The following is a 25,488-nucleotide window of genomic DNA, read 5'->3' as shown; positions in this document are numbered from 1 at the left end:
TCACAAATCAGTAACATTACGCTTTCTTATTTGTAAATTTTTACTAAAATACGGCGATAATTCGGAACTTCTCTTTTTTATTTATCTGATTTGGAGGGCTTATGGCTCTATTTCTGAGTATTTTTCCTATCGTATTGCTGATTTACCTAATGGTTAAACGCAATGCACTTCCTTCTTACCTTGCATTGCCGTGGATTGCGGTGGTCGTGCTGATTATCCAACTTATCTATTTCGGCACGGATATTACACTCGTCAGTGCCAATATTGCCTCTGCGATTGTGGCGGTGCAAACGCCGATTACGGTAATTTTCGGGGCAATTTTATTCAACCGTTTTTCCGAAGTCTCCGGGGTAACTAATACCTTGCGTAAATGGCTCGGTAATATCAATCCGAATCCGGTGGCGCAAATTATGATCATCGGTTGGGCGTTCGCCTTTATGATTGAAGGGGCGAGCGGTTTCGGTACACCGGCAGCGATCGCCGCACCGATTTTGGTCGGGTTAGGTTTCCCGCCGTTAAGAGTGGCAATGTTGGCGTTGGTAATGAACTCCGTGCCGGTCTCTTTTGGTGCGGTCGGCACACCGACGTGGTTCGGAATGGGGCCGTTACAACTGGGCGAAGCGCAAATTTTGGAGATCGGCTCAATTACTGCCTTTATACACTCTTTTGCGGCGTTGGTGATTCCATTGATGGCGTTATTGCTTATCGTTTCTTGGCAAGAGATCCGCAAAAATCTCGTGTTTATTTACATTAGCATCTTTGCCTGTGTAGTGCCGTATTTCTTGTTAGCACAAGTTAACTACGAATTTCCGTCATTAGTCGGTGGTGCAATCGGGTTATTGATTTCTGTCTTGGTGGCAAATAAAGGCATCGGCTTAGCAAAAGTGGAAAATACGCTGGAACAGACCAGTGTTTCGACCGGTGAAGTGGTTAAAGCCTTATTCCCGACCGGTTTATTGATTGCGATTTTAATTATTACCCGTATCCACCAATTACCGTTTAAAGCAATGATGAACGATGCGACGTCGTGGTTTAGCGTCCAACTCGGTTCATTAGGGTTGTTTGACATTAGCCAAGGGTTAATTTTCAGTTTGAAAAATATTTTTGGTACCTCAATCAATGCGAGTTATAAATTACTCTATGTGCCGGCACTTATCCCGTTTGTGATTACCGTGTTAATTGCGATTCCGGTATTTGCGGTATCGGCTGGCAAAACAAAAGATATTTTTGTCGGCAGCTTTAAACAGACCAAAAATCCGTTCTTCGCCTTAGTCGGTGCATTGATTATGGTGAATTTAATGCTAGTGGGCGGCGACGGTTCAATGGTAAAAATTATCGGCAAAAGTTTTGCTGAAGCTACCGGTGAATACTGGACGTTGTTTGCTTCATACCTAGGGGCTGTGGGGGCGTTCTTCTCCGGTTCAAATACCGTTTCAAACTTAACGTTTGGTAGCGTACAGCTATCAACAGCGGAATTAACCGGTTTATCTGCAAGCCTCATTCTTGCATTGCAATCTGTTGGCGGTGCAATGGGGAATATGGTGTGTATCAATAATATTGTTGCGGTAAATTCCGTATTAAATATTGAAAACCAAGAGGGTGCAATTATTAAGAAAACCGTTGTGCCAATGATTGTTTACGGTATTATTGCCGCATTGGTTGCACTGTTTATTGTGCCGATTTTCTACGCACTTTAAAACGCGTTAGTATTTTGTTATTTCAAAACAAGCGGGTATATTTTGTTAATTTTTTACAAAATCATACCGCTTGTTTTCTGCTTTTCATTTTTCCGTTTTGTGGGATTGCCGATTAAGCAAACTATGGTTTAGCAAGGTAATATTTGAATGACGGTATTTATTTTTTATATTTTGAGTTTATTGGAGTGATTATGAACGTTAATTTTTACGTAACCTGTATCGCCGATGTGGTGAAAGCCGGGGTAGCCAAAAATAGCGTATTATTGCTGGAGAAGCTCGGTTGCAACGTAACTTTCCTTGAAAAACAGGGCTGTTGCGGACAACCGGCAATCAATAGCGGTTATACCAAGCAGGCTTTATCGGGAATGAAGAACTTGGTTGAAACCTTTGAGGTAAACGATGATCCCATTGTTGCCCCTGCCGGCTCTTGTGTTTATGCGATCAAAAACTATCCCGACTATTTTGAGCGCTTCGGCGAAAGCGAGTGGGCAAAACGGGCAGAAAAAGTTGCCAACCGTTTCCACGATCTGACCGATTTTATCGTGAATAAATTGGGCGTAACCAACGTAGGCGCGCAATTAACCGGACGTGCTGTCTATCACCCTTCCTGCAGCCTTTTCCGTAAATTAGGCATTGTCAATGAACCCGTTACCCTATTACAAAATGTGAAAGGGCTAGAATTATTGCCAATTCACAACCAACAGACCTGTTGCGGCTTCGGTGGCACATTCTCCGTTAAAATGGCGGAGATTTCCGGTGAAATGGTTACGGAGAAAGTCGCACATATTGCCGATGCGGAGCCGGATTATTTAATCGGTGCGGATGTCAGTTGCTTGTTGAATATTGGCGGGCGTTTAAGCCGCGAAGGCAAAAATGTCAAAGTAATGCACATTGCCGAAGTGTTGATGCAGGGGGGAAACTAAAATGTCGTTAAAAACCAGTCATCTTGCCTTTAAAGCCCGTGTGGATAACCAAATCCATAATGAAATGATGCGCAAAGCCATTGTCAAAGCGCAAGAAACTATCGGCACAAATCGCCAAAAAATGGTGGACGAGCTAGGGCATTGGGAGGAGTGGCGTGATCTCTCCAAACAAATTCGTAACCACGTTCTTGCCAATTTAGACGCTTATCTTCATCAACTTAGCGAAAAAGTAATTCAAAACGGCGGTAAGATTTATTTTGCAGAAACGGCAGAGGAAGCCACCGCTTACATTCGCCAAGTGGCACTGGAAAAGAAAGCGAAAAAAATTGTGAAGTCCAAGTCTATGGTAACGGAAGAAATCGGGCTGAACGAGGTGCTTGAAAAAGAGGGAATGAGCGTTGTTGAAACGGATTTGGGCGAATATTTGCTGCAAATCGTTGGCGATAAACCGTCTCATATTGTTGTGCCGGCAATTCACAAAGATCGCCATAAAATCCGTCAAGAATTACACGATACGTTAGGCTATGACGGGCCGGAAACACCGGAAGCAATGACGCTGTTTGTACGGGAAAAAATCCGCCAAGATTTCTTGGAAGCAGACATCGGCATTAGCGGCTGTAACTTTGCAGTGGCGGAAACCGGCTCGGTCTGTTTAGTTACCAACGAAGGTAACTTACGTTTGGCAACCACTGTGCCGAAAACGCACATCGCAGTAATGGGAATGGAGCGTTTAGCGCCGACTTTCAAAGAAGTCGATGTACTGATTACAATGTTGGCTCGCAGTGCGGTAGGAGCAAAACTCACCGCTTACAATACTTGGCTGACAGGCCCTCGCCTTGAGGGTGAAACGGACGGGCCGGAAGAGTTTCACTTAGTGGTAGTGGATAACGGTCGCTCAAAAATCTTAGCCAGCGAATTTAAGGAAGTATTGCGTTGTATCCGCTGCGGTGCTTGTTTGAATACCTGCCCTGCATACCGCCAAATTGGTGGACACGGCTACGGTTCGATTTATCCGGGCCCGATTGGTTCGGTGATTTCACCATTGTTAGGCGGTTATGAGGAATTTAAAGAGTTGCCGTATGCCTGCTCATTGTGTACGGCGTGTAACTCGGTTTGTCCGGTGAAAATTCCGCTTGCGCAGTTGATCTTAAAACACCGCGAGCATATTGCTCAAAACGGTATGACGCCGGCGGCAGAGCGTCTATCTATTTTCGGCTTTAATTTTGCTAATTCTCATCCAACCTTATGGAAAGTCGGGGTGAATTTGGGAGCAAAAGTTGCTGGTAAATTGATTAAAAACGGCAAAGCACCGATTGAAGTCGGCGCATTGGCAGAATGGACGAAAGCACGGGATTTGCCATCGGCAGAGGGACAAAGTTTCCGTGATTGGTTTAATAGCAGAGGGAAATAAAATGGATATGCAAAATCGTGAGAATTTTCTGAATAAATTGGCGGAAAAAATGGGGAAATCCCGCCAATTAACGCCTGAACCGATGCCGGAATTAGTCAATGATTATCCGCAAACCCGCTTAACCGATCGCAGCCAAGCAGTACTCTGCAACGAATTTATTGAGTTTGCACGAGGGATGATGGCAGATGTTGTGGTGGCAAACGCTGAAGATGCTGCACAAACTCTTATTGAGATCTGCGAGAAATACGGTGGCGGTAGTGTGATTTTAAATAACGACAGCCGTTTAGCCGACTTAGGCATTCTATCGGCAGTGCAAAGCCGATTTGAAAGCTATGTTTGGGATCACGAGCAAGGGCAAAATAATATTGCGCAGGCAGAAAAAGCGGACATCGGCATTGTTTACGGCGAATACGGCTTGGCGGAGTCGGGCGGTATCGTATTATTTTCGGACAAAGCCTTTGGACGTTCAGTCAGTTTATTGCCCGAAACCTCGATTGTTGTGTTGAGAAAAAGCAATGTCTTGCCGCGCGTTGCCCAACTGGCAAATATTTTAGATGCAAAAGCGAAACAGGGCGAAAGAATGCCGTCTTGTATCAACATTATCTCCGGCCCAAGTGCGACTGCCGATATTGAATTAATCAAGGTTGTTGGAGTACACGGCCCGGTTTCTAAAGTGTATTTAGTGATTGACGATCTATAATTTGCAAAAAATATAAGTAACAAGACCGCTTGTTGTGAAAGACAAGCGGTCTTTTTTAAAGGAAAATTCCTTATGTGTAGCTAATCCACAAGCGGATATTCTCCACTGGATTAAGTTGTAAATTCATTTCAATTAGTTCAACACCCAAACCCGCCCAAAGTGCTTCATATGACCGGCTTGATGACCTGCCTGATCGCCAATGCCTTGGTATAGATCGAAATGCTGCCCTTTCACCGCACCGCCTCTGTCTAAAGCAACCATTAAGCGTAACTGATGTTTGCCTGTCCAGTTCCCTTTTTGGTCGACAAGTGGCATTTCCACTAATAATACACTACCGGAAGGGACAATATTGGTATCCGAAGCTACCGATGCCAATGCCACGAGCGGCACGCCGGCAGAGCCTTTCACATCAAAGGTATTGTCCGGTCGGAAATAAACAAACGAACGGTTTTGCTCAAGCAAGGATTGTACTCGGGAAGGGTTGCGGGCTGCCCACGCGTTGATCGCTTGCGTGGACATCTTTTCCTTTGGAATTTCGCCGGCTTCAACCAGTAACCGCCCGATGCCCGTGTAGCTGTAACCGTTTTTATCTCCGTAGGCAAAATGGCGTAAATTGCCATTGCCGATATCGACAAAACCGCTTCCTTGGACTTCCATTAAAAAGTTGTCCAACATTGAATTGCTATACGCCAGCTCAAGCCCTTTTCCCGCTAATGCACCATTATAAATCTCTGCACGAGTATATTTTTTATTGCCTTTCGGAATAGTGTAGATCGGGTGGCGGAACTGCCCTTGTGGTGTAGTTCTGGCTTTAATCACCGGAATGAAATAGCCGGTCATCATCACGTTTTGATAGCCGTCTTGCCCTCGCATTAAACGGGCGTTGATACCGTATCTTGACAGATCGTTGATATTTGCCCCCGCCGCAACCCAAGACGATAATTTGCCATAGGTGTGAGCGTAGCGGGCGGTGATATTGTTGGAATACGCCCGAACATTAGCGATTTGACGCATAAAATCACGGCTATTGGCAATTTTGCCATTAACGCCAACCCGAGCCGTCGATACCATAGGCAAACTGCTTGAGATAAATTGCCGCCCCTGAAATTTTGCCCCGAATTTGACGGTATCCGGATCGATACGTGAGGTTTTTTTCGTCGTTTTGGTGCTGCAGCCGACTGCTAACAGTGCAATACCGGTTAAAAGAGCAATTTTTTGAGATGCTTTCCAAGCCATAGAATGTGTGTCCTTTAAACGAAGTAAATAAGATGTTAAAAGAGTGCTTAGAGTAACAAAAAAACAGGTAAAACGGTATAAAAATTATTGTCGTAAAAAAGAGCTTAATTTGGTGATTTTATCCTAATATTGCCTTTTTCTTAGGCATTTAAACTGCTAAAACGCAATTACTACTTGCGTTTATACGTTTTTACGCTATGATAAGCCCATCTGACGCGGGGTGGAGCAGCTTGGTAGCTCGTCGGGCTCATAACCCGAAGGTCGTTGGTTCAAATCCAGCCCCCGCAACCATTTCTAATATTTTCTATTCTTAATTCCCTTTTTTAAGCTGAACAAATCCTTTATACTCAAATCCCTATTTTATATTATTGAGACTGTGCTATGTCGGTAATTCATCAACCTTCATTAAACCAATTTATCTATTTGACAGATGAGGGGCAGCAGGGCGGTGTGTTGGCGTATCGTTATCTTTCCGAGACTAAAATTGAGGCTTTTCACACTAAAGTTGTGCCAGAGTTACAAGGCAAAGGCATTGCGGGGGAACTCTACAATGCCTTGATTGCGTTTGCGTTGCAACAGCATTTAAAGATTAAACCGAGTTGCAGTTATGTTGAGGCAAAAATGCGCCGTAATCATTCGGCGTTGATAGGCTAGCTTTTCACGAGCAGCGCCACCGCTTCGCAGGCGATGCCTTCGCCTCTGCCGGTAAAGCCGAGTTTTTCGGTGGTAGTGGCTTTAACGTTTACTTGGCTGATGTCGCACTGCAAATCTTCGGCGATAGCCCGACGCATTTGGTCGATATAAGGGCGCATTTTAGGCGCTTGCGCAATAATAGTTACATCAACATTGCCGACTTTATAGCCGCTAGCCTGCACCTGGCGATAAGCCTCAATCAATAACCCGCGGCTGTTTGCCCCTTTGTATGCCATATCCGTATCGGGAAAAAGTTTGCCGATATCACCTAAGGCGGCTGCACCGAGTAGAGCATCGGTGAGTGCGTGAAGTGCCACATCGCCGTCCGAGTGGGCAATAAAACCTTTTTCATAAGGAATACTGACGCCGCCGATAATCAGCGGGCCTTGTTCGCTAAAGGCGTGTACGTCAAAACCGTGTCCGATTCGTATCATTTTATGTTCCTTCTTTCATCAAATAAAATTCGGCGAGGGCTAAATCCTCCGGCCGAGTGATTTTAATATTGTCGCTGCGACCTGCCACTAATTGCGGGTGAAAACCGGCATATTCCATTGCGGAGGCTTCGTCCGTTACCGTAAATCCCTGTTGAAAGGCAGCGTTTAATGCTGTTTTTAGCTTCCCTGCCGGAAAAAATTGCGGGGTAAGTGCGTGCCAAAGGGCTGAGCGATCTTCGGTGCGGGCAATGTGCGTGCCGTTTGCCCGTTTGATAGTATCGATCGCCGGCGTAGCTAAAATTGCACCTTGCGGGTCGTCAATTTGCAAAAGTTTGTCGAGATCTGACCGCTTGAGGCAAGGTCTTGCTGCATCGTGAACCAGCACCCAGCAGTGATCGTCCACCACGCTCAACGCGTTAAAGACCGATTCGGCACGGGTTTCACCGCCAAACACAAGCTGAATATTATCCGATTTTAGCTGTGCGATTTGCGGGTAATATTGATCTGTTTCAGAGACGGCGACAACAATTTTCCGTATATGCGGGTGGGTGAGAAAACAGTCTAGCGTATGCTCCAAAATTGTTTTGCCGTGTAGCATTAAATATTGTTTCGGAAACGGCGCATTCATTCGGCTGCCGACACCGGAGGCAGGGATAATCGCTATAATTTCACGCATCATTGATTCCATTAGTTTTTCGGGACGATACGGTAGAAGGTTTCATCGCTTTTCACCATTTCTCGCTCAAGGCGCGCCCGTTCTTCTAAGGCATTTACGCCGTATTTCAGATCGTGAATTTCGGCAGAAATCAACGCATTGCGTGCTTCAAGTTGCGCTTTTTTATCACTTAATTGCGCAACGGCTTGTTTGGCATCTTGATATTCTAACCAGCCGTTTTGCCCAAACCAAAAAAGGTATTGAAAATAAAAAAAGACGCCGGATAAACTAATAATCAGTAAGCGCATAGAGTGTCTAAAAATACTATCGGATAGCGTATTTTACTCTGATTTTGCAATAGTCGTGGCAAAAAACAAAAAATTTTTTACCAATATTGAAAAGTTTGAAGTATGTAACATTTTTTTGAAGCGAAATCCCCTATAATCTGGCTCATCAATTTTATTCTTATTTATTAAACGAGGTAGAATCTTATGTTGAATCGTGTGGAACAGGAACTCTTAGCGTTGGGCATTACTAATGTTAAAGAAATCGTGCATAACCCAAGCTATGAACAGCTTTTTGAAGAAGAGATGAAACCGGGGTTGGAAGGTTTTGAAAAAGGAACGCTCACAACATCAGGTGCAGTAGCGGTAGATACGGGAATTTTTACCGGTCGTTCGCCAAAAGATAAATATTTAGTGTTAGATGAAAATACCAAAGACACGGTTTGGTGGACATCTGATGCGGTTAAAAATGATAACAAACCGATGAACCAAGCCACTTGGCAGAGTTTAAAAGAGCTGGTAACTCATCAACTGTCTAATAAACGTTTGTTTGTGGTAGATGCATTCTGTGGGGCGAATAAAGACAGCCGTGTTGCCGTGCGTATCGTTACGGAAGTGGCGTGGCAGGCACATTTCGTGAAAAATATGTTTATCCGCCCGAGTGAAGCGGAATTGGCAACATTCAGCCCGGATTTTGTGGTGATGAACGGCTCGAAAGTAACGAACCCGAATTGGCAAGAGCAGGGCTTAAACTCCGAAAACTTTGTTGCGTTTAACTTAACCGAAAAAATTCAGCTTATTGGCGGTACTTGGTACGGCGGCGAGATGAAAAAAGGCTTGTTCTCGCTGATGAATTATTGGCTACCATTAAAAGGCATTGCGTCAATGCACTGTTCGGCAAACGTGGGCGAAGCAGGCGATGTGGCGGTCTTCTTTGGTTTATCCGGTACGGGTAAAACCACCCTTTCTACCGATCCGAAACGTAAATTGATTGGGGACGATGAACACGGCTGGGACGATGACGGCGTGTTCAACTACGAGGGCGGCTGCTATGCGAAAACGATCAAGCTATCCCCTGAAAACGAACCGGATATTTACGGCGCAATTAAACGTGATGCGTTATTGGAAAACGTAGTGGTTCGGGCAGACGGTTCGGTAGATTATGATGACGGCTCAAAAACCGAAAACACCCGTGTGTCTTACCCGATTTACCATATTAAAAACATTGTTGAGCCGGTTTCTAAAGCGGGGCACGCCAAAAAAGTGATTTTCTTAACTGCGGACGCATTTGGGGTATTACCGCCGGTATCTAAATTAACGCCGGAGCAGACCAAATATTATTTCTTATCGGGCTTTACTGCGAAATTAGCCGGTACGGAGCGAGGTATTACCGAGCCGACACCGACATTCTCCGCCTGTTTTGGTGCAGCTTTCCTCTCGCTACACCCGACAAAATATGCCGAAGTGTTGGTAAAACGAATGGAAGCGTCAGGAGCGGAAGCCTACTTAGTCAATACCGGCTGGAACGGCACGGGTAAACGTATCTCAATTAAAGATACCCGCGGTATTATTGATGCCATTTTAGACGGATCTATCGAAAATGCGGAAATGCATCAATTACCGATCTTCGAGTTGGCTGTGCCGAAAGCCTTACCAGGTGTTGATCCGGCAATTCTTGACCCTCGTGATACCTATGCGGATGCAGCACAATGGCAAACGAAGGCAGAAGATTTAGCTGCCCGTTTTGTGAAAAATTTCGAGAAATATACCACTAACGAAGAAGGCAAAGCCCTTGTTGCCGCAGGGCCGAAATGCTAATTTAATCTTCTAACAAGCGGTCGGTTTTGCTACTTTTCTTGCAAAACCGACCGCTTGCTTTTCTATGTTTCTGCCTGTTTTAAAAACGCCATTACTTTACATTTCTCATTCGGCTGACAGTCGGAAATCGCCAATAGCCTTTGTTTCATTTCGGTAAGTTGTTGAATTTTCTGTTCAATAGTATGGATATGTTGTGCCACGATCGCATCGGCGCAATGCGACTGCTCGACGTTTTGCAACGCTTTAAGTTGCCTAATTTCCTCAATGCTGAACCCAAGCGATCGGCAGGTTTTAATAAAGTTTAACTCGTTGATATGGGCTTGGGTAAATAAGCGATAACCGTTTTCCGCTCGTTGCGGCGCGGTCAGCAGCCCGATTTTCTCATAGTAGCGAATCGTTTCGAGGTGAATGCCGGTGATTCGACTGAGTTGCCCTTTTTTGAAAAATGTTAACATCGCTATTGACCTTGTAGTAACTACACCTTTTATCTTAACAACCGAATAGCAGTGAAGTTAATTAAGGAGTTTTTATGTCCCACTCTCATTCCCACGCAGCGCATAATCATCACCACGATCACCACCATATTCCGCAAGATAAGCGTATGTTGCTGATCAGCTTTAGCATTATTGCCGGTTTTATGTTGGTGGAATTTGTCGGCGGATATTGGTTTAATAGCCTTGCTTTAATGGCAGATGCCGGTCATATGGCAAATGATGCCTTGTCGCTGGGGCTGGCATTGCTCGCGCTGTGGGTTTCCGTTCAGCGTCCGAAGGTATCGCAGATTTTGGCGGTCGTCAATGGGGTATCGTTATTACTGATTGCAGGCTATATTATTTGGGAAGCGATAGCGCGTTTGCAAAATCCGATCAAAATGTTACCGCTTCCAATGATGGTGGTTGCAGCCATTGGGCTGATTGTCAATATTGTGGTGGCACGTTTAATGTTGAATGCGGATCATAATAACCTGAATATTCGTGCCGCCTATTTACACGTGTTAGCAGATTTGTTCGGTTCGATAGTGGCGATTTTATCGGGATTAGGGGCGTATTTGTTTGATTGGCAGTGGATCGACCCGCTTGCCAGCTTATTACTCAGCCTTATTATTTTACGCAGCGGCTGGCAGATCACTCAAGCCGCCATCGTTGCTCTAAAACGCTGAATGTGCAGGCTCGTTGTCTTACCCCCTAATCATTGCATAGATTATCGGTATATATCGGCGGTGAATTGCGTAAATTTCTTGAAGTAATCATTCTTTTTTGGGCAAAAAATGATAAACTCACTACATTTATGATTTTCACTTTTGCGAAGGACATTTGATCTATGCCTCTAGGTATTCAGCCTCCCCGTGAGTTTGCGGCGATTGATCTCGGCTCGAACAGTTTTCATATGATTGTTGCCCGTATTGTAAACGGGTCTATTCAAATTTTATCCCGTATTAAACGGCGTGTCCGTTTGGCAGAAGGGCTGGACGACAACCACGTGTTAAGCCAAGCGGCGATCGATCGGGGTGTGGCGTGTTTGGGACTATTTGCTAAACGGCTACAAGGTTTTTCCGCAGATAATGTCAAAGTGGTCGGCACTTACACCTTACGGCGAGCGGTGAATAATCAAGCGTTTTTGGCGCAGGCGGCGAAAGTGTTTCCGTATCCGATCGAAATTATCACCGGTCAAGAAGAAGCGCGCCTGATTTATTCCGGCGTAAGCCATACCCAGCCGGAGCGAGGGCGTAAACTGGTGATCGACATCGGCGGCGGTTCAACAGAAATGAGTATCGGCGATGAATTTACGCCGCTACGGGCGGAAAGTCGCCATATGGGCTGCGTTAGTTTCGCGAAACGTTTTTTCCCCAACGGGCAATTAACCGAAGCACATTTTGATGCGGCTTATCAATCTGCAATGGAAAAAATCGAGGATCTTGGTTGGGAATATCGGGAGTTAGGCTGGCAACACGTGTTGGGGTCGTCCGGTACGATTAAAACTGTGAGCAAAGTGCTGATGGAAAACGGTTATCGTGATGGGCTGATTACCGAGGCTCGCTTGCAGGATCTTGTTGAACGTTGTTTAACCTTTCGCTCACTCAAGGCAATTCAATTAAAGGGGCTACTGGAAGAGAGGGCTGATGTATTAGTACCGGGCATTGCCATTCTCTTAGCCCTGTTTCGCACCTTCCAAATTCAATCAATGCGCTATTCTGACGGGGCATTGCGTGAAGGGGTAATGTACGGGCTGGAGCAACGTTTTCAGGTCGGCGATATTCGACAACGCACGGCGGAAGCGCTTGCCAAGCAGTTTAATATCGATCAGCAACAGGCAAACCGTGTGCGAGAAACGGCGTTAAAATTATTTGCACAAGTAAAAACGTGGAAGAATAAGACGCAGATCAACGAGTTGCGTTCAATGCTAAAATGGGCAAGTTTGTTGCACGAAGTCGGCATCAGTATCAATCATAACGGTGTGCATCGCCATTCCGCCTACATCATTGTAAACCGTGATCTGCCGGGCTTTGATACCGAGCAGCAAAATTTGTTGGCAAATTTAATGCGTTTTCACCTTAAGAATTTTAAACGCAGCGATTTAAGGGGCACAAGCCGTTTTCATCACCGTGATATCCTGACACTACTACGCCTCTTTCGGTTAGCGGTGTTGCTCAACCGTTCCCGCCAAGCAACCGTTGCGGCGAACCAGCTATCACTCTCTATTGAGGATAAAGTGTGGCAACTACAATTTGAGCCGGATTTTTTAAGTCAAAATCCGCTGGTTTTGGCGGATTTGGATGAAGAAGCGCAATATCTGCAGCCGCTTGGTCTGACGCTGAATGTGAGCTGACAAGCGGTCAGATGGTGGCATTGATTTGCAAAACACTCGGCGGCTAATGTGAGCCGAGTGTTTCCCCGTTAAAAATTTGATCTACCTCGCATTTTTTTATTTTGCCCCTTGTTATTCTTCCCATAACCCGATACTCTACGGAGTATATCTTCTTTTATTCTGTTTGTTACGGAGCGATTTGCTCAATAAACTCACCCCTTTATTTTTGGAGATGTTATGTTACTAGGTGATTTATCTCGTGCGGACTACGCAAACTCACTTCCCCCTGTTTTTGCCAGATTATGCGCTCGACTGAAAACGCTCGATCTGCCTAATTTACCGTTAGGTTGGCAGGATTTGGAAGCAGGTATCCGAATGAATGTGATGACCTTTGAAACTTCAGCAGCGGAAGGCAAGCAAGCGGAAATGCACCGTAAATTTATTGATATTCAGTTGTTGATCGAAGGTGAAGAGATGATTGAGTATGGGGTGAGTCAGCCGAATTTGTCATTGTATGACGACTATCGTGAAGAAGATGACTACCAATTAACGTCGGCGATCGAAAATAAAAATGAAGTGATTTTAAAACCGAATATGTTTGCGATTTTTTTACCCTTTGAGCCGCATAAACCGGGTAATACGGTTGTTACCCATCAAACAATTAAGAAATTGGTCGTCAAAGTGCCGATTGAATTACTAGGGGGGGCATAATGCCGGCACACGGAAAAATTTTAGACACCATAGGCGCACTACAAAATAGTCTGACTAAAACGGAAAAGAAAATCGCCAGTGCGATTTTATCTCAACCGGGCTTGTTGAGCCAATGCTCGTTATCCGAAGTAGCGCATCAACTTGATGTGGGCGAGGCAACCTTTATCCGCTTTTGCCGCACGCTCGGTTTTAAAGGCTATACCGATTTTAAATTGGATCTGGCGATTGAGCTGGCAACCCAAGACAAAGAAAGTGGCACACTACTGGATACCGATGTGGCGGAAACGGATTCCCCGAAAGAGATTGCGGCGAAATTACAAACCACATTAGCAAATGTTATTGCCGAAACGGTGAATTTACTCGATTATCCGGTATTGGAAAAAGTAGTCGAAGAGCTGCGTAAAGCCAATCGCATTTTTCTCTTTGGGGTCGGTTCATCGGGGCTGACAGCCGAAGATGCCAAACACAAATTAATGCGAATTGGGCTACAAACCGATGCGGTAACCAATAACCATTTTATGTATATGCAGGCGGCATTGCTAAAAAAAGGCGATGTAGTCATCGGCATCAGCCATTCCGGTCATTCTGAAGAAACAACCAAAGCCTTGCGCATTGCCCGTGATAATAAAGCAACAACAGTGGCGATTACCCATAATTTACGCTCGCCAATTACCGAAGTGGCTCACTATGTGCTGATTAACGGCAACCGTCAAGGCAATATGCAGGGCGACTCTATCGGGACGAAAATGGCGCAACTGTTTGTTTTGGATCTCATCTATACTTTGTTGGTCAAAGCTGATCCGGACAAAGCAATACGGCAAAAGCAAAAAACGCTCAATGTCATTTTGGAACAGCGAATTAAATAACCAAGTAAGCGGTCGGATTGACAGATTTTTTTGTAAAACCGACCGCTTGCCTTCATTCATCAACTCAAGGAAAACAAAATGAAAAATCTCAAAGGTATTTTCAGTGCGTTGCTCGTTTCATTTAATGAAGACGGCACGATCAACGAAAAAGGTTTACGCCAAATTATCCGCCACAATATCGACAAGATGAAAGTGGACGGCTTATATGTTGGAGGCTCAACGGGAGAAAACTTTATGCTTTCAACCGAAGAGAAAAAAGAGATCTTCCGCATTGCGAAAGATGAAGCGAAAGACCAAGTGGCGTTGATCGCACAAGTCGGCAGCGTGAATTTAAAAGAAGCGGTAGAGTTAGGTAAATACGCAACGGCATTAGGCTACGACAGCTTATCGGCGGTTACTCCGTTCTACTATAAGTTCAGCTTCCCTGAAATCAAAAACTTCTACGAAACAATTATCCGTGAAACCGGCAGCCCAATGATTGTGTATTCTATCCCGTTCTTAACCGGCGTGAATATCGGGGTGAGCCAATTTGCCGAATTGTTTGAAAATCCGAAAATTATCGGGGTGAAATTTACGGCAGGCGATTTCTATCTCTTAGAACGTTTACGCAAAGCTTTCCCAAACCACTTAATTTACGCCGGTTTTGACGAAATGATGCTACCGGCGGCGGTATTGGGCATTGACGGTGCAATCGGTAGCACATTCAATGTGAACGGTTTGCGGGCAAGACAAATTTTCGAGTTAGCCCAACAAGGCAAAATTAAAGAAGCCTTTGAAATTCAGAATGTTACTAATGATTTAATTGAAGGCATTTTAGCAAACGGCTTGTATCAAACCATCAAAGGATTACTCGAATGTGAAGGTGTCGAAGCAGGCTATTGCCGCGAACCAATGACTAAATCACTCTCTGACGAACAAAAAGCCGTTGTCAAAACCTTAAAAGCGAAATATCTTTCGTAATTATTGATTAACTCCCCATTACCCACCGAAATCACCTTACAAATGGCGTGTTTCGGTGGTTTTTACAAAAATGCATATTAAATAGAGATTTGGGTAATTATCTTATCCACCGCTTTACTTAATTTATAGCGATCGTGGCGGTAGTGGATGATATCATCTTGTAATGCCCGACGGAGTGTTATGATATGGTCGGGGAGTGTTGTGGTTTCAATCGGGGTGGTGATGACACCGTTTAATCGCTGGAAGCCGAGGGATTTTTCGAGCCATTCAATGCGATCAGGTAAGGAGAGTGAGCCTGCCATACCGTGTTCTTTACCGATATTGTCAATAAAAATCACTTTAGCTTGGCTATGTCGGATTGTCTGTGCGATTTCCTTGACGAGTAAACAGGGCATAATACTGGTGAAAAAACTGCCGGGACCGAGAATGATAAGCTCCGCCTGTTTGAGTTCATCAATGACTTCCGGGGTTGCACTGACCTCTGGGGTGAGAGCGATTTCTTGTGGGACTTCTGTTAAGGCATCAATTGAGACTTCGCCGAGTACGGTTTCGCCACAGGATAAGCGACCACTGAGGTGAACGGGGCTTTCCGACATTGGCATTAACCCGACACGCACTTTGAGTAAATCCCGTACTAGATTGATTGCCTCTAGCGGACGAATACGCATATCTTCCAGTGCCTTTAAAATCAGATTGCCTAAATTATGACCTGACAGTTCACCATTGCCGCCGAAACGGTATTCAAACAGGGCGGAAGCTACGGTCGGTTTGACGATAATTTGTGTCAGGCAGTTGCGTAAATCCCCCCACGCAATGCCGCCGTGTTGATAGCGGATTCTGCCTGTTGAACCGCCGTTATCAGTTGTGGCAACGATGCCGGTTAGACGCTCTTTTAAAAAGGCGAGGGAAGAGAGTAAACGGCCTAAGCCGTGTCCGCCACCGAGTGCCACTACTTTATTTAGGGCGTGGAGATTGGGGTGGCGAGGGGATTGTTGAAGCAACATAAGTATTAAGACCTAAAAAATTTAAGGATAAGACAAGTTTGAGCCGATTTAGTTCTTAATCTGCCGTATTTGGCAGCACATTGATAACCGCTTTAACCAACGTTGCCAGTGGGATTGCGAAAAAGACGCCCCAAAATCCCCATAAGCCGCCGAAAATCAGTACGGCAACAATGATGGTGAGCGGGTGTAAGTTCACCGCTTCGGAGAATAAAAACGGCACGACTAAATTGCCGTCTAATAGTTGGCTGATGACAAATGCCAAGAGTAAATAGTAGAAATCCGGCGATAATCCGAATTGAAACAGTGCCACCAAAGCGACCGGAATGGTAACTAAAACTGCGCCGATATAAGGGACGAGTACGGATAATCCCACTGCCACAGATAATAACAGCGGGTAGCGTAGCCCGAAGAATAAGAAGATGATATAGGTCGCTACACCGACAATTAAGATTTCTAAGAATTTGCCACGGATATAGTTGGCGATTTGTTGTTGCATTTCCCCCCAAATCCGTATGGCAAGGCGGCGATTTTTCGGCATAAATCGGATTGCCGATTGGATAAATAGCGATTTATCTTTGAGCAGGAAAAACACCATTAGCGGTACGAGAAATGCATAAATGCCGAGTCCGACAAGGCTGACAAGAGAATTAACCGAAAATGCCAGCAGAGAGTCGCCAAAGGAGAGAATTTTACTTCTTAGCGAGTCCATCAAAGAATCCAGCATTGCGTAGTCAATCAGTTCGGGGTAGTGTTCCGGCAAGGCTTGCAGCCACGCATTGAGCAGGTTGAACATTGACGGTAAATCTTTAATAAATGTTACCGCTTGATTCCACAAACTCGGCAGTAGTACCACAAACAGAAAGGTGGAAACAGAGATAAAGCCGCCCAACACGATTATCAGGCTTAATAGGCGGGGAAATTTGAGGGTAATGGTTAAAAAGCGAATCGGCCACTCTAACAAATAAGCAAACACAATCGCAATCAGTAGCGGCATTAGCAGGTGGCTGAAGAAATAGATGATCCCAAAACCGATGAATAAAATCGCCAATAACGCCACAATTTGCGGGTCATTAAATTTTTGTTTATACCAATTTTGGAACATCTCAAACATTGTGCCTTCCTGTTGTTGTGTTGAGCGCTTTAGCCGACAGCGTATTATTTTTGACTACATACTGCGATAAAGCCTAATTTTTTTTCGTTATCATTGAAGGTTTGGAACATCTTTTTGAATGTATCCCGATTTTCCGGCTTGAGTGCGTTGCCGACAATTTTCATTGCGCCTAATACGCCCTCATCATAGATTAACCCCTTTGGTGAGAGCAAGCTCATCTCGCCGCTAAAGGTATCGACATTGCGGAAACCGCACTCGGCGAATAGGGTTTTCCAGCCGTTTTTTGTCATCGGTGTTACGCTGATATTGATCGCCTCTCTCAGTTGAGCAAGGAGATCTTCGGCATCTTCCGTATTCAACATCACATCGTGGGTGAGCAGAAAACCGTTCGGTTTTAGCACACGCAGATATTCTTTGATCGCCTTTTCTTTTGCTTCACGGGGGAGCATTGTCAGCATTGCTTCGTTGATGACAATATCAAAACTATGATCGTCAAAAGGCAGGCGGGTCGCATTGCCCCGTTGTACTTGCACTAAATGTTCCAACTCATTTTCTTTAATTTGCTGACGGGCTTTGGCGAGTGCGTCTTCGTCCAAATCAATGCCAATGACTTGGCAGCCGAATTGTTTGGCGATTTCAATTGCGGTTGTCCCCATATTGCAGGCAACCTCCAATACTTTTTTATTTTTTCGGAAATCGCCGTTTGCAATGAGCCAATCCGTTGCCAGCTTGCCGCCCGGACGTAAACGGGTTTTGCCCAAACGGGCTAAGAAATGATGTCCAACTTCTTCTTTATTCATATAAACCTCATTTGCAAAAAATCAATAAAAACTGACCGCGTGTTGCCCAGTTTGGGAAAATTGACAAAGATTATACCGTTTTTTTATCTGTTGATATATACAATCAACAAGATTTTTGGCAAAATTCCGCCTGCCTTTCAGAGTGGAAAAGGCGTGTATTTAGATAAAGGAACTTTTAATGGAAAAATCAGCAAAATCAAATGCCTATGCGCATCAGCGGGGCGATATTCAACAGAGTGCGATCAAAGCACTGGTAACCGATAAGTTATTCAGACAGCGGGTAGAGCGAAATCGAAAAGGCAAAGGAAGCTATCAACGAAAAGCTAAACATCGTAAAGGTTATGAAAGAGGTGAAAGCCCATTTAAAAGTATGACGCTATTTTTAAATGGGCTTTTTTGTGGCTAAAGCCCCTTCACACTGGCAATAATGTCCTGTTCCGGATTGTCCGCAGTTGCCTCTTGATTATTGAGCGCCATTTCGTCTGCTTGCGCCATCAATTTGGCAATCGCTTTGCGGTAGGTAATTTCAAGGGTTTCTCGGCTGGTGGCAATTACCCCTTGATCGAACAGAAAACCGTCATTGACATCATACACCCAGCCGTGAATGGAGAGATTTTTGCCCCGTTTCCACGCCGATTTGACGATAGTTGATCGCCCAAGGTTATAGACCTGCTCCGCCACATTTAGCCGCCCTAGCATATCCGCACGTTGTTCGGCGGAGAGTTTGCCGAGTAAGTGGCTATGCTTAAACCAGAGATCCCGAATGTGCAATAACCAGTTGCTGATCAGCCCGTGATCTTCCATTCCGATTGCCGCTTTAATGCCGCCACAGTTGGTATGCCCGCAAATGATGATATGTTCAATATCCAGCACATCAACGGCATATTGCACAACCGATAAGCAGTTTAAATCCGTATGAATGACTAAATTGGCAACGTTACGATGGACAAACAGCTCGCCCGGCTCTAAGCCGGTCAGCTTTTCGGCAGGTACACGGCTGTCGGAGCAACCGATCCAAAGATAGTTAGGTTTTTGGTGTTCTGCCAGTTGTTTAAAAAAATCAGACTGCTCGTCTTTCATTTTGACTGCCCAAGCGTGATTATTGGCAAAGAGACGTTCGATTTTGTTCATTAGGGATTCCTTCGTAAAAAACTGCGGCATTCTAACACAGGGCGGCGAGGGTTGGGCAATCGGCAGCAATAAAAAACGGCGGGTGTTCCGACCAGCCGTTTAGGTAAACAAGGGTATAATGTCCGCAACTATTCAATTATCGGGATAATTTTGGTTGCCGATGCGCCTTTGTCGCTATTACTTAATTCAAATTGGACTTTTTGCCCCATTTTTAATGAACGGTAGCCTTCCCCTTCAATCACAGAAAAATGGGCGAAAATATCTCCCTCATAAGCCTCCGAGGTGATAAACCCGAATCCTTTGGCGTTGTTAAACCATTTTACGATGCCGATTTCCATAATGTTTCTCCACAGTTAAATCATTCACTGTAAATATATTAAAAAATGTAAAACGCTCAACAGGGAAACGTTAAAAATTCGACATTGATCACAAAATTTTTTACAACTTTGATTAAAAAATCGCAGTTTCAAGGCGTAACTGCCCTTTTTCGACCACAATGGCTTTGCCAAATCGTTTCACCATTGCCTCTGTTGTTTTGGTGTCGTCCAAAACATAGACTGGGTGCTGATTCAGCAACCTGCTCACCCCATCGCTTAATAACGGCAAAAACAGTTGTAATTCCTTCTGATATTTTTCCGGACGGGCTTGCCAACGGATTAAACGTACCTCTTTGAGAAAGAGTGCACCTTTTTCCGCATCATAATAGGGAATAGTATCCATTGTTAACTGGATTTCGGCATTGTAGGATTTTCCCTTTGCTTGCAAGATCCCCTCCACCACGCCGGTTATTTCCACGCGTTTTTCGTCAGTTTGCCCGATTTTCGTGGCAAGGTTATGCAGTTTGTAGTCGAGTTGAAACAGTGCCGGAATGCCGACACGATTCTGCAACGGCACTTTTTCGTGTAATTTGGTGGCTAAGTAGTCATTAATCTGCTCTTCGCTGATCGTAAAGGGTGCGGCTTGGCTCAAAAGAGGGAAAAAGGCGCATATCAGTAAACATAGACGGAAAATTTTCATAAACAATGACTTTTCTGTAAGGTTAAATCAGGTAAAATAGGATTTCTTTTAGACCCGATATTTTAGAATAGTTTTCGGTTAGGCGGAATAAAATGAAAAAAATCTTGTTTTGTGCAACTATTTTATGGTTAGCCGGTTGCAGCTTAAACGGCGGCGTGAGTGCCGGTGGCGGTTCAAACGGTGTGGGGATCGGACTAGGATTAGGCACGGGTATCCGTTTTTAATATTGAACCTTTTCCGTGAGAAGTGTCCAACGGCTACCTTAATCAACATAAAAAGGATTGTAAATGAAAAAAATGATGAAAACATCATTAGTGGGATTAGCGCTTTTCTCGCTTTCGGCGTTCAGCTTGGCAGACAGTGCCTCCGTGGCGGAATTGCAAAAACGTTTAGAGCAGGCAACCCAATACAGCGCGGATTTTGACCAAACCGTCCGTTCCAGCAAAGGCAAAGAAATCCAAAAAGGCAAAGGGAAATTTTACGTTAAACGCCCGAATTTGTTCCGAATGGACACGAAAAGCCCGCAAGAGAACTTGATTGTGTCTGACGGACAAACCCTGTGGTTTTACGATCCTTTCGTTTCACAGGTAACGGCTAACTGGGTGAAAGATGCAGTGAGTAACACCCCGTTCGTGCTATTGACCAGCAATGACAAAAACCATTGGGATCAATATGATGTAACGCAAAATATGGATAATTTTGTGCTTAAACCGAAGTCGAAAAAGAGTGCAATCAAACAATTTGACGTACGCATTGATGCGAACGGTTTACTCAAAGGCTTTAGTACGATTGAGCGGGACGGACAAAGCAATCTCTATGTATTGAGAAACATCAGCACGGCAAACGTTGCCGCTGACTTGTTCAAATTCAGCGTGCCGAAGGGCGCAGAGTTGGACGATCAACGCAATAAAAAGGCGAAAAAATAATCCTTGCAAGCGGTCGATTTTTGCCGATTTTTTGCGAAAACCGACCGCTTGTGTTGAGGCTGACTTTATGAAATCTCCCTATCATCAACGCGATCCGCAAGAGTGGCAGCAGTTTGTCGCACTCTTAACTCAAGCGGTGCAGGAAAATAAACTGGAAGAGTTGCTGGCAATGCTGCTCACCGCAGACGAACGCAACGCCCTTGGGCTACGGGTGCAAATTGTGCGGGCATTATTGGAAAACCAAGCCCCTCAGCGTGAAATTCAGCAACAACTCAACACCAGTGCCGCCACCATCACCCGCGGCTCGAATATGCTTAAAACCACTGATCCGGCGATGCTCAACTGGGTAAACGATAAACTCAATGGCAAAGCGTAGAAAAAAACAAAGCCGCTCCCTTTGCAAAAAGCTGATGAGCTTTTTTATCCCGACTAAATTTCGCTCGCTAAAAGGGTGGCTTTGGTTCGGCGTGAGCAGGCTCGGCTTGGCGATAGCGGGATTTTATCTCAGTTTAACCCTCATTTTTTCCGTTGTCCCCGTGCCGTTTTCGGCGTATATGGTACAAAAGAAAATCGAACATCTGATTCAGCAAGACGATTATCGCATTCAGTATAAATGGGTCAGCCTTGACCGCATTGCGTGGCAAATGCAAATGGCAGTGATTGCCGGCGAAGATCAGAAATTTGACAGTCATTTCGGCATTGATTTTAGTGCGATACAGTGGGCGATCAAACGTAACGCCAAGCAGAGCCAGAAAAAAGCCATTGGCGCATCAACCATTTCACAACAGACGGTAAAAAACCTTTATTTATGGCACGGCGCAAGTTGGGTGCGTAAAGGGGCAGAAGTGCCGCTCACCTTTTTAATTGAAAGCGTGTGGGATAAACAGCGGGTGTTGGAGGTCTATCTCAATATCGCCGAATTTGGCGACGGCATTTTTGGGGTGGAAGCCGCCGCCCGCCATTATTTTAACAAATCCGCACGGCATTTGACCCTGTCCGAATCTGCCTTATTAGCTGCATCGTTACCTAATCCGATGATCTATAAAGTCAATAAACCGGGGCTGATGATGCGTAAACGGCAACAATGGATTATCCATCAAATCCAAAATTTAGGCGGTCAGCACTATTTAGAAAAATTATAGGCTTGAGCCTATCGGGCGGAAAGCGTAAGATGAGGGCATTTTTTCAAGAGAAGGAAGCCCAAATGCACAGCAAACCGGCGTTAGATACTATTTTATCCCACCGTTCGATCCGTAAATTTACCTCACAGCCGATTTCGGACGAGATTTTTTCCGCGTTAATTGATGCGGGCAGACAAGCCTCAACTTCCAATCATCTACAATGTGTGTCGATTATCCGCATCACTGATAAAGCCCTGCGGGAAGGTATCCGTGATGCCTCCGGTATGCGTTATGTGGCAGAATGTGCGGAGTTTTTACTTTTTTGCATTGATTTTCAAAAACACAAACGGCTCAATCCAGAATCCCAATTAGATTGGACGGAAGTCAGCCTGATCGGTGCGGTTGATACCGGCATTATGGCGCAAAATGTGCTGATTGCGGCGGAATCCCTTGGCTTAGGCGGGGTTTATATAGGCGCATTACGAAATCAAATCGAACAGGTGGCGGAATTAGTCGGCTTGCCCGAATATTGTGTGCCGTTGGTCGGATTATGCTTGGGCTACCCCGACCAAGATCCGCCGCTCAAACCTCGTTTGCCACAGTCGCTGATGTGCTATGAAAACCGCTATCCCGAATGGGACGCACAAGCCTTTGCAGATTACGACCAACAACTGACCGCTTACTACCAAAAGCGTTCGGGCATTGAATTTAGCTGGCAGGATACCCTCAAAAAAACCTTGAATGAGCCGGTGCGTCCACAAATTTTACCGTTCTTCCAAAAACACGGTTTGCTGAAGCGATGACACTGCTGATGCTTTGCCGTGAGCCTCGTCTTTACAGTTGCCAACGCTTACAACAGGCGGCACAACAACGGGGCTATCGGTTGGATATACTCGATCCCAACCGTTTTTTGCTGAAATTAGAACAGGGCAAGTTTCACGCCTATTACCAAGATCACGCGGTGGGTTATGCCCAAAAATTAGCGGATTATCTTGGAGTGTTGCCCCGCTTCGGCACAACTAGCACCGAAATGGGCTGCAATGTGTTGGCTCACTTTGAACGTCAGGGCTTGGCGGTGCTTAATCACAGTGCGGCTTTTCGGTTGGCACGAGATAAATGGCAGAGCTTGCAGGCACTGGCGGCACAGGGCATTACCGTGCCGGACAGCCTCATCTACGGCGAAGAGTATAATACAGCGGAGAGCTTGCACCATCTCCCGTTACCGTTGGTGATCAAAACCTTGTCCGGCTCGCAAGGCTCAGGGGTAATGCTGGCAGAGCAGGCAAGCAGTGCCAAAAGTCTGCTGGAGACGCTGAGAACAGCGAAGATTGGCACATTGCAACAACGTTTTATTCAAGAAGCGAACGGGCAGGATATTCGTGCTTTTGTGATCGGCGATCGGGTTGTGGCGGCAATGGCACGGCAAAGTGCGGACGGCGAGTTTCGCGCAAATATTCATCAGGGCGGCTCGGCACAGGCAATCACACTATCGGCAGCGGAGCAGCAGATGGCGGTGGCAGCTGCACACGCAATAGGGCTTGCGGTTGCGGGCGTGGACCTGATCCGTGCCGAGCAGGGCTTGCAGGTGTTGGAAGTGAACGCCAGTCCGGGGTTGGAAATGATTGAGCGGGTCAGCCAAGTCGATATCGCCGGTTTGATGATCGATCATCTGATTGCAACAATCCGCTAAACCGTATTTTTCCCGCTATTGTTGGGTATGTTTCAAATTACCTTGGGCTATCCGTGGGGATTCGTAAAAAAATCAGCCAATCCAACCGCTTGCCTTTCCCATTTTGGTGCGCATAGGGTACAATGGTCGCTATTTTTTAACGGATAAATAATCGGTTTCTATGCAAACAGAATGGGCACAAACCCTTCCCGAATTGATTTCTTGGACGAAGGATCGGGAATTTTCCCTCTCCCTTTCCACCGAACGCTTGGCGTTTTTATTGGCGATTGCGGTGATGAACAATGAGCGAATGGACGGCGAATTGTTAGAAAGCGATTTGCAGGATCTTTTTCGTCATATCTCTCACACCTTTCAGCAATCGGATAATACCCTCAGTCTGCGTGCCAATAATGCGATTAACGATCTGGTCAAACAGCGCTTTCTTAACCGCTTTAGCAGCGAATTTACCGAGGGATTGGCAATTTACCGCTTAACACCGCTTGGGGTTGGGGTATCCGATTATTATCTGCGTCAGCGGGAATTTTCCAGCCTGCGTTTATCCATTCAACTGTCGATTGTTGCCGATGAAATTCAGCGTGCCTCCGCCTCCGCCGAAGAAGACGGCGATGAGCGTTTTTGGCGTAGCCAAGTGTTTGCACCGCTGAAATATTCTGTGGCGGAAATTTTTGACAGCATTGATTTGTCGCAGCGGATTATGGACGAAAATCAACAACATATCCGTGAGCGGATCGCAGCGTTATTGAGCCAGAATTGGCACGAGGCGATTTCCACCTGCCAACAATTACTCGATGAAACCTCCGGCAATTTGCGTGAGTTGCAAGATACCCTAAACGCAGCTGGCGATAAATTACAAGCCCAGCTATTGCGTATTCAGCGTTGTTTAATCGGGCGGGCGGAGCTAGATTTTATCGATCTGTTGGTGGTGAATTTACAGAATAAGCTCGATCGGATTATCAGTTGGGGGCAGCAGTCGATCGATCTTTGGATCGGCTACGATCGCCACGTGCATAAATTTATTCGGACGGCGATTGATATGGACAAAAATCGGGTATTCGGGCAACGGCTACGCCAATCTATCCAAGACTATTTCGAGCAACCGTGGCAACTTTACACGGCAAAAGCCGAGCCGTTGGTCGATCTGCGTGATGATGAATTGCAGTTTAACGAAGCCGATGCGGTCGGCGAATTGCCGAATGCGTTAGAGTATGAATCGATGTCGCAAGTGCAAGAGCAAATTGTGGCGATAATGCAAGCCCACCTTGCCCCGTTCCGTGAGCAAGGCAAGCCGATCGATTTAGGCGCAATTTTGCGTGAGCAGTTGGAAAAATACCCGCTTTACCGCCATTTTGATGTGGCACGGATTATTGTGGATCAGGCGGTAAAACTCGGTATGGCAAGCCAAGACAGTCAAGCCGTTTATCCGCAGTGGCAACCAATCAATCAACAAGGGGCGGAAGTACAAGCCAATCTGATTGACCAATATAACAGCTAACAA

Annotated in this window: 30 protein-coding genes and 1 tRNA gene; 20 read left to right on the top strand and 11 right to left on the bottom strand. The window is 45.5% G+C overall.

Translation table 11 applies throughout. The features are described from left to right. The first annotated feature begins 101 nt into the window (after positions 1 to 101). From RO21_RS02380 to RO21_RS02365, 4 genes are all read left to right on the top strand, one after another. A complete protein-coding gene (locus tag RO21_RS02380) occupies positions 102 to 1,697 on the top strand; it encodes a lactate permease LctP family transporter (RefSeq protein ID WP_047976202.1) in 1,596 nt (531 codons plus the stop codon). 191 nt (positions 1,698 to 1,888) lie between these two features. After that, entirely contained in the window at positions 1,889 to 2,620 is a 732-nt protein-coding gene (locus RO21_RS02375) for a (Fe-S)-binding protein (protein ID WP_047976223.1), read from the top strand. A gap of 1 nt (position 2,621) precedes the next feature. After that, a complete protein-coding gene (locus RO21_RS02370) occupies positions 2,622 to 4,031 on the top strand; it encodes a LutB/LldF family L-lactate oxidation iron-sulfur protein (protein WP_047976201.1) in 1,410 nt (469 codons plus the stop codon). A 1-nt stretch (position 4,032) separates the two neighbouring features. Beyond that, positions 4,033 to 4,731: a LutC/YkgG family protein gene (locus RO21_RS02365; protein WP_047976200.1), complete on the top strand. Its 699-nt coding sequence runs from the start codon at positions 4,033 to 4,035 to the stop codon at positions 4,729 to 4,731. 132 nt (positions 4,732 to 4,863) lie between these two features. Here the strand turns inward: RO21_RS02365 and mltA are convergent, their stop codons facing one another. Further along, on the bottom strand, positions 4,864 to 5,967 hold the full coding sequence (mltA, locus tag RO21_RS02360; protein WP_047976199.1) for a murein transglycosylase A: 1,104 nt from the start codon (positions 5,965 to 5,967) through the stop codon (positions 4,864 to 4,866). 214 nt (positions 5,968 to 6,181) lie between these two features. Between mltA and RO21_RS02355 the strand changes: the two genes are divergently transcribed. Then, positions 6,182 to 6,258: transfer RNA gene (locus RO21_RS02355), tRNA-Met, on the top strand. Positions 6,259 to 6,348: 90 nt separating this feature from the next. Then, positions 6,349 to 6,621, top strand: coding sequence for a GNAT family N-acetyltransferase (locus RO21_RS02350; RefSeq protein ID WP_047976198.1), 273 nt, complete (start codon positions 6,349 to 6,351; stop codon positions 6,619 to 6,621). Here RO21_RS02350 and ispF read toward each other — a convergent pair. From ispF to ftsB, 3 genes are read right to left on the bottom strand one after another with little or no spacing between them, the layout of a single operon-like run. Next, the gene (ispF, locus tag RO21_RS02345) at positions 6,618 to 7,094 is read right to left on the bottom strand and encodes a 2-C-methyl-D-erythritol 2,4-cyclodiphosphate synthase (RefSeq protein WP_047976197.1); all 477 of its coding nucleotides are present in this window, start codon (positions 7,092 to 7,094) and stop codon (positions 6,618 to 6,620) included. The two genes, RO21_RS02350 and ispF, sit on opposite strands and share 4 nt — an antisense overlap. A 1-nt stretch (position 7,095) precedes the next feature. Then, positions 7,096 to 7,773: a 2-C-methyl-D-erythritol 4-phosphate cytidylyltransferase gene (gene ispD / locus RO21_RS02340; protein WP_047976222.1), complete on the bottom strand. Its 678-nt coding sequence runs from the start codon at positions 7,771 to 7,773 to the stop codon at positions 7,096 to 7,098. A gap of 8 nt (positions 7,774 to 7,781) precedes the next feature. Further along, complete coding sequence (gene ftsB / locus RO21_RS02335; protein ID WP_047976196.1) at positions 7,782 to 8,057, bottom strand: cell division protein FtsB; 276 nt, start codon at positions 8,055 to 8,057, stop codon at positions 7,782 to 7,784. A 183-nt stretch (positions 8,058 to 8,240) separates the two neighbouring features. Here ftsB and pckA point away from each other — a divergent pair, with 183 nt between their 5' ends. Beyond that, positions 8,241 to 9,851 carry a phosphoenolpyruvate carboxykinase (ATP) gene (gene pckA, locus RO21_RS02330; protein ID WP_047976195.1) on the top strand — a complete coding sequence of 537 codons (1,611 nt, stop codon included), beginning with the start codon at positions 8,241 to 8,243 and terminating at the stop codon, positions 9,849 to 9,851. Between the two features lie 62 nt (positions 9,852 to 9,913). On the opposite strand, the gene RO21_RS02325 is transcribed toward pckA, so the two are convergent. Next, on the bottom strand, positions 9,914 to 10,306 hold the full coding sequence (locus tag RO21_RS02325) for a MerR family transcriptional regulator (RefSeq protein WP_047976194.1): 393 nt from the start codon (positions 10,304 to 10,306) through the stop codon (positions 9,914 to 9,916). Positions 10,307 to 10,380: 74 nt separating this feature from the next. Here RO21_RS02325 and RO21_RS02320 point away from each other — a divergent pair, with 74 nt between their 5' ends. The 5 genes from RO21_RS02320 (at position 10,381) to nanA (ending at position 15,193) form a co-directional block, all read left to right on the top strand. Next, entirely contained in the window at positions 10,381 to 11,010 is a 630-nt protein-coding gene (locus tag RO21_RS02320; protein ID WP_047976193.1) for a cation diffusion facilitator family transporter, read from the top strand. Between the two features lie 161 nt (positions 11,011 to 11,171). Next, complete coding sequence (ppx, locus tag RO21_RS02315) at positions 11,172 to 12,677, top strand: exopolyphosphatase (RefSeq protein ID WP_047976192.1); 1,506 nt, start codon at positions 11,172 to 11,174, stop codon at positions 12,675 to 12,677. Positions 12,678 to 12,893: 216 nt separating this feature from the next. Next, complete coding sequence (nanQ, locus tag RO21_RS02310; RefSeq protein WP_047976191.1) at positions 12,894 to 13,367, top strand: N-acetylneuraminate anomerase; 474 nt, start codon at positions 12,894 to 12,896, stop codon at positions 13,365 to 13,367. Beyond that, positions 13,367 to 14,233: a MurR/RpiR family transcriptional regulator gene (locus RO21_RS02305; RefSeq protein ID WP_047976190.1), complete on the top strand. Its 867-nt coding sequence runs from the start codon at positions 13,367 to 13,369 to the stop codon at positions 14,231 to 14,233. The genes nanQ and RO21_RS02305 overlap by 1 nt, the downstream gene beginning before the upstream one ends. A 78-nt stretch (positions 14,234 to 14,311) precedes the next feature. Then, positions 14,312 to 15,193 (top strand): N-acetylneuraminate lyase, encoded by an 882-nt coding sequence (gene nanA, locus RO21_RS02300; RefSeq protein ID WP_047976189.1) that lies wholly within the window; start codon positions 14,312 to 14,314, stop codon positions 15,191 to 15,193. A gap of 77 nt (positions 15,194 to 15,270) precedes the next feature. Here the strand turns inward: nanA and RO21_RS02295 are convergent, their stop codons facing one another. The 3 genes from RO21_RS02295 to RO21_RS02285 are packed head-to-tail and all read right to left on the bottom strand — an operon-like array spanning position 15,271 to position 18,108. Continuing rightward, positions 15,271 to 16,197, bottom strand: a complete 927-nt coding sequence (locus tag RO21_RS02295; protein WP_047976188.1) for a gluconeogenesis factor YvcK family protein — start codon at positions 16,195 to 16,197, stop codon at positions 15,271 to 15,273. Between the two features lie 55 nt (positions 16,198 to 16,252). Then, the gene (locus RO21_RS02290; protein ID WP_047976187.1) at positions 16,253 to 17,308 is read right to left on the bottom strand and encodes an AI-2E family transporter; all 1,056 of its coding nucleotides are present in this window, start codon (positions 17,306 to 17,308) and stop codon (positions 16,253 to 16,255) included. Between the two features lie 44 nt (positions 17,309 to 17,352). After that, a complete protein-coding gene (locus tag RO21_RS02285; RefSeq protein WP_047976186.1) occupies positions 17,353 to 18,108 on the bottom strand; it encodes a class I SAM-dependent methyltransferase in 756 nt (251 codons plus the stop codon). 178 nt (positions 18,109 to 18,286) lie between these two features. On the opposite strand from RO21_RS02285, the gene RO21_RS02280 reads away from it, so the two are divergent. Continuing rightward, complete coding sequence (locus RO21_RS02280) at positions 18,287 to 18,514, top strand: alternative ribosome-rescue factor A (protein ID WP_047976185.1); 228 nt, start codon at positions 18,287 to 18,289, stop codon at positions 18,512 to 18,514. On the opposite strand, the gene can is transcribed toward RO21_RS02280, so the two are convergent. The 3 genes from can to RO21_RS02265 form a co-directional block, all read right to left on the bottom strand. After that, the gene (can, locus tag RO21_RS02275; protein WP_047976184.1) at positions 18,511 to 19,239 is read right to left on the bottom strand and encodes a carbonate dehydratase; all 729 of its coding nucleotides are present in this window, start codon (positions 19,237 to 19,239) and stop codon (positions 18,511 to 18,513) included. The genes RO21_RS02280 and can overlap by 4 nt on opposite strands. Positions 19,240 to 19,367: 128 nt before the next feature. Beyond that, on the bottom strand, positions 19,368 to 19,577 hold the full coding sequence (gene cspD, locus RO21_RS02270) for a cold shock domain-containing protein CspD (RefSeq protein WP_047976183.1): 210 nt from the start codon (positions 19,575 to 19,577) through the stop codon (positions 19,368 to 19,370). Positions 19,578 to 19,689: 112 nt separating this feature from the next. After that, positions 19,690 to 20,256 (bottom strand): YceB family lipoprotein, encoded by a 567-nt coding sequence (locus RO21_RS02265; protein WP_047976182.1) that lies wholly within the window; start codon positions 20,254 to 20,256, stop codon positions 19,690 to 19,692. A 92-nt stretch (positions 20,257 to 20,348) separates the two neighbouring features. On the opposite strand from RO21_RS02265, the gene RO21_RS13620 reads away from it, so the two are divergent. The 7 genes from RO21_RS13620 (at position 20,349) to mukF (ending at position 25,485) form a co-directional block, all read left to right on the top strand. Further along, positions 20,349 to 20,480, top strand: a complete 132-nt coding sequence (locus tag RO21_RS13620) for a hypothetical protein (protein ID WP_277619726.1) — start codon at positions 20,349 to 20,351, stop codon at positions 20,478 to 20,480. A 63-nt stretch (positions 20,481 to 20,543) separates the two neighbouring features. Then, positions 20,544 to 21,182 (top strand): outer membrane lipoprotein periplasmic chaperone LolA, encoded by a 639-nt coding sequence (lolA, locus tag RO21_RS02260; RefSeq protein ID WP_047976181.1) that lies wholly within the window; start codon positions 20,544 to 20,546, stop codon positions 21,180 to 21,182. A 67-nt stretch (positions 21,183 to 21,249) separates the two neighbouring features. Continuing rightward, positions 21,250 to 21,558, top strand: a complete 309-nt coding sequence (trpR, locus tag RO21_RS02255) for a trp operon repressor (RefSeq protein WP_047976180.1) — start codon at positions 21,250 to 21,252, stop codon at positions 21,556 to 21,558. Continuing rightward, entirely contained in the window at positions 21,545 to 22,324 is a 780-nt protein-coding gene (mtgA, locus tag RO21_RS02250; RefSeq protein WP_047976179.1) for a monofunctional biosynthetic peptidoglycan transglycosylase, read from the top strand. The genes trpR and mtgA overlap by 14 nt, the downstream gene beginning before the upstream one ends. Positions 22,325 to 22,386: 62 nt before the next feature. Beyond that, positions 22,387 to 23,106, top strand: coding sequence for an oxygen-insensitive NADPH nitroreductase (gene nfsA, locus RO21_RS02245; RefSeq protein WP_047976178.1), 720 nt, complete (start codon positions 22,387 to 22,389; stop codon positions 23,104 to 23,106). After that, entirely contained in the window at positions 23,103 to 23,993 is an 891-nt protein-coding gene (locus tag RO21_RS02240) for an ATP-grasp domain-containing protein (protein WP_047976177.1), read from the top strand. The genes nfsA and RO21_RS02240 overlap by 4 nt, the downstream gene beginning before the upstream one ends. 160 nt (positions 23,994 to 24,153) lie before the next feature. Further along, complete coding sequence (gene mukF / locus RO21_RS02235; protein WP_047976176.1) at positions 24,154 to 25,485, top strand: chromosome partition protein MukF; 1,332 nt, start codon at positions 24,154 to 24,156, stop codon at positions 25,483 to 25,485. Positions 25,486 to 25,488 lie beyond the last annotated feature (3 nt).

Origin of the sequence: Muribacter muris, assembly GCF_001038205.1 — a bacterium.
GTDB lineage: Bacteria > Pseudomonadota > Gammaproteobacteria > Enterobacterales > Pasteurellaceae > Muribacter > Muribacter muris.
This window is presented reverse-complemented; position numbering and strand designations above follow the sequence as displayed.

Excerpts from the sequence above, each read along its gene's own strand:
- RO21_RS02380 (WP_047976202.1), top strand. The coding sequence starts at position 102 with ATGGCTCTATTTCTGAGTATTTTTCCTATCGTATTGCTGATTTACCTA.
- RO21_RS02375 (WP_047976223.1), top strand. The coding sequence starts at position 1,889 with ATGAACGTTAATTTTTACGTAACCTGTATCGCCGATGTGGTGAAAGCC.
- RO21_RS02370 (WP_047976201.1), top strand. The coding sequence starts at position 2,622 with ATGTCGTTAAAAACCAGTCATCTTGCCTTTAAAGCCCGTGTGGATAAC.
- RO21_RS02365 (WP_047976200.1), top strand. The coding sequence starts at position 4,033 with ATGGATATGCAAAATCGTGAGAATTTTCTGAATAAATTGGCGGAAAAA.
- mltA (WP_047976199.1), bottom strand. The coding sequence starts at position 5,967 with ATGGCTTGGAAAGCATCTCAAAAAATTGCTCTTTTAACCGGTATTGCA.
- RO21_RS02350 (WP_047976198.1), top strand. The coding sequence starts at position 6,349 with ATGTCGGTAATTCATCAACCTTCATTAAACCAATTTATCTATTTGACA.
- ispF (WP_047976197.1), bottom strand. The coding sequence starts at position 7,094 with ATGATACGAATCGGACACGGTTTTGACGTACACGCCTTTAGCGAACAA.
- ispD (WP_047976222.1), bottom strand. The coding sequence starts at position 7,773 with ATGATGCGTGAAATTATAGCGATTATCCCTGCCTCCGGTGTCGGCAGC.
- ftsB (WP_047976196.1), bottom strand. The coding sequence starts at position 8,057 with ATGCGCTTACTGATTATTAGTTTATCCGGCGTCTTTTTTTATTTTCAA.
- pckA (WP_047976195.1), top strand. The coding sequence starts at position 8,241 with ATGTTGAATCGTGTGGAACAGGAACTCTTAGCGTTGGGCATTACTAAT.
- RO21_RS02325 (WP_047976194.1), bottom strand. The coding sequence starts at position 10,306 with ATGTTAACATTTTTCAAAAAAGGGCAACTCAGTCGAATCACCGGCATT.
- RO21_RS02320 (WP_047976193.1), top strand. The coding sequence starts at position 10,381 with ATGTCCCACTCTCATTCCCACGCAGCGCATAATCATCACCACGATCAC.
- ppx (WP_047976192.1), top strand. The coding sequence starts at position 11,172 with ATGCCTCTAGGTATTCAGCCTCCCCGTGAGTTTGCGGCGATTGATCTC.
- nanQ (WP_047976191.1), top strand. The coding sequence starts at position 12,894 with ATGTTACTAGGTGATTTATCTCGTGCGGACTACGCAAACTCACTTCCC.
- RO21_RS02305 (WP_047976190.1), top strand. The coding sequence starts at position 13,367 with ATGCCGGCACACGGAAAAATTTTAGACACCATAGGCGCACTACAAAAT.
- nanA (WP_047976189.1), top strand. The coding sequence starts at position 14,312 with ATGAAAAATCTCAAAGGTATTTTCAGTGCGTTGCTCGTTTCATTTAAT.
- RO21_RS02295 (WP_047976188.1), bottom strand. The coding sequence starts at position 16,197 with ATGTTGCTTCAACAATCCCCTCGCCACCCCAATCTCCACGCCCTAAAT.
- RO21_RS02290 (WP_047976187.1), bottom strand. The coding sequence starts at position 17,308 with ATGTTTGAGATGTTCCAAAATTGGTATAAACAAAAATTTAATGACCCG.
- RO21_RS02285 (WP_047976186.1), bottom strand. The coding sequence starts at position 18,108 with ATGAATAAAGAAGAAGTTGGACATCATTTCTTAGCCCGTTTGGGCAAA.
- RO21_RS02280 (WP_047976185.1), top strand. The coding sequence starts at position 18,287 with ATGGAAAAATCAGCAAAATCAAATGCCTATGCGCATCAGCGGGGCGAT.
- can (WP_047976184.1), bottom strand. The coding sequence starts at position 19,239 with ATGAACAAAATCGAACGTCTCTTTGCCAATAATCACGCTTGGGCAGTC.
- cspD (WP_047976183.1), bottom strand. The coding sequence starts at position 19,577 with ATGGAAATCGGCATCGTAAAATGGTTTAACAACGCCAAAGGATTCGGG.
- RO21_RS02265 (WP_047976182.1), bottom strand. The coding sequence starts at position 20,256 with ATGAAAATTTTCCGTCTATGTTTACTGATATGCGCCTTTTTCCCTCTT.
- RO21_RS13620 (WP_277619726.1), top strand. The coding sequence starts at position 20,349 with ATGAAAAAAATCTTGTTTTGTGCAACTATTTTATGGTTAGCCGGTTGC.
- lolA (WP_047976181.1), top strand. The coding sequence starts at position 20,544 with ATGAAAAAAATGATGAAAACATCATTAGTGGGATTAGCGCTTTTCTCG.
- trpR (WP_047976180.1), top strand. The coding sequence starts at position 21,250 with ATGAAATCTCCCTATCATCAACGCGATCCGCAAGAGTGGCAGCAGTTT.
- mtgA (WP_047976179.1), top strand. The coding sequence starts at position 21,545 with ATGGCAAAGCGTAGAAAAAAACAAAGCCGCTCCCTTTGCAAAAAGCTG.
- nfsA (WP_047976178.1), top strand. The coding sequence starts at position 22,387 with ATGCACAGCAAACCGGCGTTAGATACTATTTTATCCCACCGTTCGATC.
- RO21_RS02240 (WP_047976177.1), top strand. The coding sequence starts at position 23,103 with ATGACACTGCTGATGCTTTGCCGTGAGCCTCGTCTTTACAGTTGCCAA.
- mukF (WP_047976176.1), top strand. The coding sequence starts at position 24,154 with ATGCAAACAGAATGGGCACAAACCCTTCCCGAATTGATTTCTTGGACG.